6 protein-coding genes are annotated in these 6,708 nt (G+C 57.2%); 2 read left to right on the forward strand and 4 right to left on the reverse strand.

Annotation, left to right across the window (positions count from 1 at the left end; translation table 11 throughout):
• The 3 genes from eptB to JO226_RS19380 all read right to left on the reverse strand — a co-directional run.
• On the reverse strand, nt 1-1,535 hold a 1,535-nt coding region (gene eptB, locus JO226_RS19370), incomplete at its 3' end, for a kdo(2)-lipid A phosphoethanolamine 7''-transferase (protein WP_296406434.1).
• Between the two features lie 232 nt (nt 1,536-1,767).
• On the reverse strand, nt 1,768-2,970 hold the full coding sequence (locus tag JO226_RS19375) for an MFS transporter (protein WP_296406436.1): 1,203 nt from the start codon (nt 2,968-2,970) through the stop codon (nt 1,768-1,770).
• Nucleotides 2,971-3,204: 234 nt separating this feature from the next.
• Nucleotides 3,205-3,912 carry an autotransporter domain-containing protein gene (locus JO226_RS19380; RefSeq protein ID WP_296406438.1) on the reverse strand — a complete coding sequence of 236 codons (708 nt, stop codon included), beginning with the start codon at nt 3,910-3,912 and terminating at the stop codon, nt 3,205-3,207.
• A gap of 147 nt (nt 3,913-4,059) precedes the next feature.
• On the opposite strand from JO226_RS19380, the gene tag reads away from it, so the two are divergent.
• Complete coding sequence (tag, locus tag JO226_RS19385; protein WP_296406440.1) at nt 4,060-4,641, forward strand: DNA-3-methyladenine glycosylase I; 582 nt, start codon at nt 4,060-4,062, stop codon at nt 4,639-4,641.
• Entirely contained in the window at nt 4,619-5,059 is a 441-nt protein-coding gene (locus JO226_RS19390) for an N-acetyltransferase (protein ID WP_296406446.1), read from the forward strand. Before tag ends, JO226_RS19390 begins: the two co-directional genes overlap by 23 nt.
• Here JO226_RS19390 and JO226_RS19395 read toward each other — a convergent pair.
• A partial coding sequence (locus JO226_RS19395; RefSeq protein WP_296406444.1) for a molybdopterin-dependent oxidoreductase occupies nt 5,028-6,708 on the reverse strand: 1,681 nt, incomplete at its 5' end. The genes JO226_RS19390 and JO226_RS19395 overlap by 32 nt on opposite strands.

Raw genomic sequence — 6,708 nt, forward strand, 5'->3', positions numbered from 1 at the left:
CAGGAAAAAGACTGCGCGTGCGCCGGGTCCTGCAGATATTTATCCGACATCCATACCAGCATCGGTACGCGAAACTGTTCCGGCGGCGCCATCTTACGCGGCGTGCCGTGCAGGTGCTGACGCTCGTTGATAGACTCGCCGTGATCGGACGCGTAGAAGACAATCGCTTTCTTATCCCGCACCAGATCCAGCACGTTAGAGATAAAGTCATCAATATAGGTAATGGAGTTATCAAAGGAGTTGATCATCTCCGCCTTTGTGCATTTATCATCCACCCCGGTACACTCCGGCTTCCACTGAGCAAAGCGGCGCGGATAGCGCTGAGTGTAGTTAAAGTGCGACCCTTTGGTGTGCAGAATGATCAGATGTTTGCCGTCAGGATTGACGTTCAGCGACTGCTTCATCTCATCGACCAGCAGCATGTCGTCGACGCTCTTCCCACGGTTGCGCGGCTCGGCGGCTATCTGCTCACGGTAGGCGATATTATTCGCCATGGTGTTGCTGTAGAACCAGATTTCGCTCTGCATCGCGTACAGCGCGCCGGTAAAGCCCAGCTGGTGCAGCACCGCAAACACGTTTTGCTCTTTCAGCGTGCGCTGCGGGTTATCTTCCACGCCGCCCTGACGCACAAACATGCAGCGCAGCGACAGCTTGGTCGCGGTATCGCAGGAGTAACCGCGAAACGCCACCAGGTTCTGCTCTTTGGCCAACCGCGGCGTGGTATCGCGATCGTAGCCGAGAATGCCCATGTGATCCCAACGCGTTGTTTCACCGATGATGAACACCACGTAAGTATCATCCAGCCCCTTCGGCGCAACATAGGTAAACTGCTTCGCCGGGTTAATCAACGACTTGTTATCCGACGATTCATCCACCTGCGCCCAGGCGTAAAGACCCAGCGCGGAGATCCAGTTGGACGGCAGGTACGAATTAGCGATCACGCCGCCATAGCTTGGCATATCCACTTTGGAGGTCCGCTCCACCTGTTTTTGCCGCTGCTCAAGCAGGCGAATCGGCCCCCACACCAGAAAGCCTATCACCACCAACGCGACCACGTTTTTCAGGCGCTGCCCCGGCGTACGCATCTGCCGCAGCAGCGTATTTTCTCCCCGGTTGCACCAGATGCCGATAAGCGGTATGACGCTCACCACCACCAGCCAGACGACAAAGCGCCAGCCCACCACCTCTTTTGAGAGGTCGATGTCCGTGGTCATCACCGAGGCGACAATACCGTAGCCGATCACCACGTTCAGGAAGGTCATATAGTAGCTGGCACCTGCGGAAATGAGCACCAGCAGCGTCGCCAGCACCCGCCAGACACGGCGTCCCAATAGCGACAGCAGGCGAAGTAAAAAGAAGGTCACGAGGACCGTTCCGGCAAGTTCAATCACCGCCGCGATTCCTTTCCAGGCGGTAAAGTGATGTGCATATCCGTCAAAACGGCGGATATAAACCGCACAATTCATAAACAAGCCAATGTAAACAGCCAGCAAGAAGCACAGCTTCTGCTGGGTCAGCGATGTCACATATTTCATTGCAAGCAACCCTGGTAAAAGGGAAATAAAAAAAACCAGCCAATGGTGCAAAAAGACCATGGCAGGCTAAATGAAGCGTAAATGACCGTTAATCAGAAAGGTCTACAAGCGCGAAGAAGTAGACCACAGGGGATGGGAAAAGTAGCAACACGAAATGTGATCGGGGCAAGCATTTTTGTAAATACTTGCCCCGACCGAGGTTATTTACTGCACGAGAATCGCGATAACCGTATCAGGCATGCGCCTGTTGCAGCACCACGCGCTGCGGCTGGCGAATGGTGGTAGACAGCGCCAGAGAGAGGATCAACAGCGCAAAGATGACACAGAAGGTGACATAAAAGCCGCCGAACAGCGAGGCGATAATCGAGCCGCAGATGCTGCCGATACCGAAGCCCAAATAAATCACGCCATAGTTTTTCGCCAGGTTGTTCAGGCCGAAGAATTCGCTCACCAGCGACGGGAACACGGTAATCGTACCGCCGAAGTTAAAGGCCACACAGGCAATCGCCGCGAAGAAGCCCAGCGCATTGAGCGGTGCGAACAGCAGTGCCGCCATACCAATCAGTGAAATCACCTGACCGATGGTAATCACACGAATACGGGCGATTTTGTCGGAGAGGATCCCCAGCACCAGGCGGCCACTCAGGTTAGCGATGGAAATCACGGTGACCGCATTGGCCGCCGTCAGGGCATCAAGATGCACCATCCCCTGCGCGATATCCTTCGCCACGCCGATCACATACAGACCGCTCATGCACGCCGTCAGGAATATCACCGCCAGCATCCAGTACTGCGGTTTACGCATGGACTGCGCCAGCGTGTAGTCGTTCTCCACGACGCCGTTGACCGTTTTCACCGCCTGGTTCGGCGCATCTTTCATCAGCATGGCGCCGAATACGATCATCACCAGTACGATAGCACCCCAGATAGTAAAGGTGCTTTCCAGGCCGACGCTTTCCAGCAGGTGACTGTCGATAAACTTAAAGCCCAGGCTGCCAAGACCGTAGGCGCCAATGGAGAAGGCGGAGATCAGCCCCTTACGCTCCGGGAACCACTTCACGCAGTTCGACAGCGTCAGCAGGTAGCCCGCGCCATCCGCCAGGCCCACCAGCACGCCGGCACTCAGCCACAGCATCATCAGGCTATTGGCATGCGCCGTCAGGAAGAAGCCGACGCCAAGCAGGATGCCGGAGGCAATCGTCACGCGCTTCACGCCGAAACGTTCCTGCAGCTTACCGGCCACCGACGATGACAGCGCCAGACCGAGGCTCAACAGACCAAACGAGAAGGCGACCTGGCTTACCGGCGCGCCCAGTTTTTCCGACAGCGCGCCGTTGAACAGGCTCCAGGTGTAAACCGAACCCAGCGCGAATTGCGTAATGATAGTGCCGATAAGCGTAAGCCAGCGGGTAGAGTGACGGGTTTCAGCGTTCATAGCAGATGTGCCTTTATGAAATTAACTGCTGCTAACGATAGCGAAGCACGGTTTATCGTTGGGCAAAAAAGGCATGAAATGCAGCCAGTACGGAATGAAATGCACTGAGGCGGGAATGAATGACCTGGACAAAAAAGAGAATGCACTAAAGTTAGTGCTCACTATCGACACGAAATGCATCAATTGTGTACTTCAAACGTAAATATAATGTTTCATCAATGAAAAACAAAGAGGCTAAAAACGGGCGTTAATCCCCATAATATAGAGCGTGTTCTCACCGGTCATCATATTGTCCGATTGCGACAGCGTGGCGTAGGCCGCTAAATGTTGATTCAGCAGAATATCGGCCCCCAGCGTCACATCAAACCAGTTGCCGTCCTGCGTCGACGTGGGGACGCGGTTAAGCCCCGACTGCAGCTTCCACTGATTCTCGCCAAACTGCTGGTTATAGCTAATTTGCGCCCAGGGGTGGACACCCCACAGCGGCACGGCATCCACGCGCCAGCCAAGGGTGCTGACGCTGGCGTGCCACATCGGGTCGGTTAACGCCGTCGTCCCGCCGCTGTCACCGAAATCATTCCAGATGGCGGTCGCAGAACCGTCATAATGCCAGCTGGCGACCGGGCCGGTGGTGAGGGTATCAGTGATGGGAAAATTCACGCCCACGCTCCATGTACGGACGGCGCTGAGCGGCGTCTCATCGGGGGAATTCGTGACAACGCCCGGCTGCATTTGCGAGGCGCTGATGCGTTCGGCCAGAATGTCATCGTAACGCGGTTGGTGATCGCTATCCCAGGTATAGCGTTCCGCCGTATTACTTTGACCATCAGTAACGGTATATTCCTGTTGCCAGGCCAATGAGGATGTGACGCATGACATCCACAAAATCGCCGGGCCTGCGCAAAGCCAGCCCTGCAAGCCAGTGCATTTCTTGATTATCATTATTGCGACTCCAGAGAGCGCCAGACCCGTCGATGTTGTTATGATTTTTACGGCATTGCTTTATTTAATAACTATTATCGCTTTCTATCTACCGTCAAGCCAGGTTGCGCATTTTCTTATCATTATCAGTAAAGTTGGGAGAATCAGATGGAACGTTGCGGTTGGGTGAGTCAGGACCCGCTCTACATTGCGTATCACGATAATGAATGGGGCGTCCCCCAGTACGATAAGCAAAAGCTGTTTGAGATGATCTGCCTTGAGGGGCAGCAGGCCGGTCTTTCCTGGATAACCGTACTGAAAAAGCGCGAAAACTATCGTAGCGCCTTCCATCAGTTCGACCCACAGAAAGTGGCGGCGATGCAGGAGGCCGATGTGGAGCGGCTGGTGCAGGATGCCGGGATCATCCGCCATCGCGGTAAAATTCAGGCCATTATCAACAACGCCCGCGCCTTTCTGGCGATGGAAGCCAACGGCGAAGCGTTTCCCGACTTTGTCTGGTCGTTCGTCGACCACCAACCGCAGTTGACGCACGCGGCCAGCCTGGCGGAAATTCCGACCACCACCCCGGCTTCCGATGCCCTGTCAAAAGCCCTGAAAAAACGTGGCTTCAAGTTTGTCGGTTCCACCATTTGCTACTCCTTTATGCAGGCTTGCGGGCTGGTGAATGACCACATTACAGGGTGTTTCTGCCATCCGGGAGGTCATGATGATCCACAAATGGCAAAGTAACGATACCGCCCCGCTGCTGAAGCTGTGGATGGACAGCACTATCTTCGCGCATCCCTTTATTGAGGAGCTGTACTGGCGGGAGAGCGAGGCCATCGTGCGGGATGTCTATCTGCCCGCCGCGCAAACCTGGGTCTGGGAAAACGAAGGGGAAATTAAAGGCTTTATCAGCATTCTGGAATCCCGGTTCGTCGGCGCGCTGTTCGTTGCGCCGGACGCCCTGGGCCAGGGGATAGGCAGGGCGCTGCTGAACTACGCCCGACAGTTTTATCCGGTTCTCAGTCTGGAGGTGTACCAGAAAAACAGCCGGGCGGTGAACTTCTACCATGCGCAGGGCTTTCGTATTGAAGACAGCGCATGGCAGGAAGAAACCGGCCAGCCGACCTGGATTATGCACTGGCAGGCGGATCAAACGCCGTAAGCGTCAGCGACGGCCCACGGTATTTCTCCAGCCACACCAGCGCTGTATTCCCGGCGCAGCCATTCCCCAGCCGCGAGCTGGGGAGATCGTTGGTCAGCACGTTGACCGCGCCGTTTTTACAAATCCCCCCGGCCTGCGGGTCGAGGTCCGGCCATGCCCCTTCGTGCAGGCAAATCACCCCAGGGCGAATCCCGTCGCTGACAACCGCGCCAGCCAGCACCTGCCCGCGCAGGTTCCAGACCCGCACCAGGTCACCATCGGCGATATTGCGCGCCCGCGCGTCGTCCGGATGCAACGTCAGCGGCTCACGGCCGGCCACCGCGTACTGCTCACGCAGCGACGTCGCGTTAAGCTGGCTGTGCAGACGATGCGCCGGATGGGCGGAAAGGAGTTGCAGTTGCTCCGCCTGGGCGTTGCCGTGCCACTCGTCCGGCGCCAGCCACGTTGGGTGGCCCGGGCAGTCGGCATAGCCATATCCGGCGATACGCCGGGAGTAAATCTCGATTTTACCACTGTCGGTTTTCAGGGGATTCGCCTGCGGGTCGGCGCGAAACGCGGCGAAACGGACAAACTGCGCGTTCTGCTCGCTCGGCGGCATCTCGATCAGCTGATTGGCCTGCCAGAACGCGCTAAACGGCGGCAGCGTCACCTGCTGGCTGGCGCCGCGCTGTCCGGCAATCTGGTAGAACGCCTCCAGCCATTGCAGGTCGCTTTTGCCCTCCGTGAAACGCTCGCGACCGCCCGCCTCCCAGCGTTCGCTGAGGTCAGCAAACACGTCGAAGTCGTCACGGGCCTCATCGCGTGGCGCCACTACCCGCTTCATCGGCACCAGGTGCTGGTTGCTGTAATCGCCGGTCATGGTTAAATCATTACGTTCAAACGACGTGGTGGCGGGCAGGACGATATCCGCATGATGCGCCGCCGCCGTCCAGAAGCATTCGGAAATCACGATAAGTTCCGGCTTCTGCCAGGCGCGGATCAGGCGGTTAGTATCCTGATGATGGGTGAAGTTCGCGCCGCCAGCCCACCAGATAAAGCGGATATCCGGGAAATGGCGATCCATACCGTTATGCTGGTACGGCGCGCCTGGGTTTTCCAGCGCTTCCACAATGCGCGCCACCGGGATTTTATCCACCGCATCCACACCGCCCGCCACGCTGCCCTGCATGGAGGCCAGCACCGCCGCGCGGCGCGTCGGGTTGCCGCCATTGGCGAAGTGGTAAGAGAGGCCAAAGCCGCCGCCCGGCGTACCGATTTGTCCCAGCATGGCGGCGAGCGTCACCAGCATCCAGTGTTTTTGCTCGCCGAATTGCTGGCGCTGCATACCCCACCCGGACATCAGCATGGTCGTATTTTCATGGAATAATTGCGCCAGTTCGCGGATTTTATCCGCACGTATCCCGCAAATATCAGCCGCCCATTCGGCGGTTTTCGCCACGCCGTCGCCCTCGCCGGTGAGGTAGCGGGCAAACTCATCATAGCCGGTGGCGCAGCGTTCCAGAAACGCGCTGTCGTGCCAGCCGTGTTCCACCAGGGTATGGGCGATGCCCAGCATCAGCGCCACGTCGGTGCCCATGTGCGGCGCCACCCACTCCATGGCGTCGCCGAAGAAATCCACTGTCTCCGATCGCATCGGATCGATGCAGATC

It is taken from the genome of Pluralibacter sp. (assembly GCF_019237635.1).
Classification (GTDB): Bacteria; Pseudomonadota; Gammaproteobacteria; order Enterobacterales; family Enterobacteriaceae; genus Enterobacter_B.

Excerpts from the sequence above, each read along its gene's own strand:
- JO226_RS19375 (WP_296406436.1), bottom strand. The coding sequence starts at position 2,970 with ATGAACGCTGAAACCCGTCACTCTACCCGCTGGCTTACGCTTATCGGC.
- JO226_RS19380 (WP_296406438.1), bottom strand. The coding sequence starts at position 3,912 with ATGATAATCAAGAAATGCACTGGCTTGCAGGGCTGGCTTTGCGCAGGC.
- tag (WP_296406440.1), top strand. The coding sequence starts at position 4,060 with ATGGAACGTTGCGGTTGGGTGAGTCAGGACCCGCTCTACATTGCGTAT.
- JO226_RS19390 (WP_296406446.1), top strand. The coding sequence starts at position 4,619 with ATGATCCACAAATGGCAAAGTAACGATACCGCCCCGCTGCTGAAGCTG.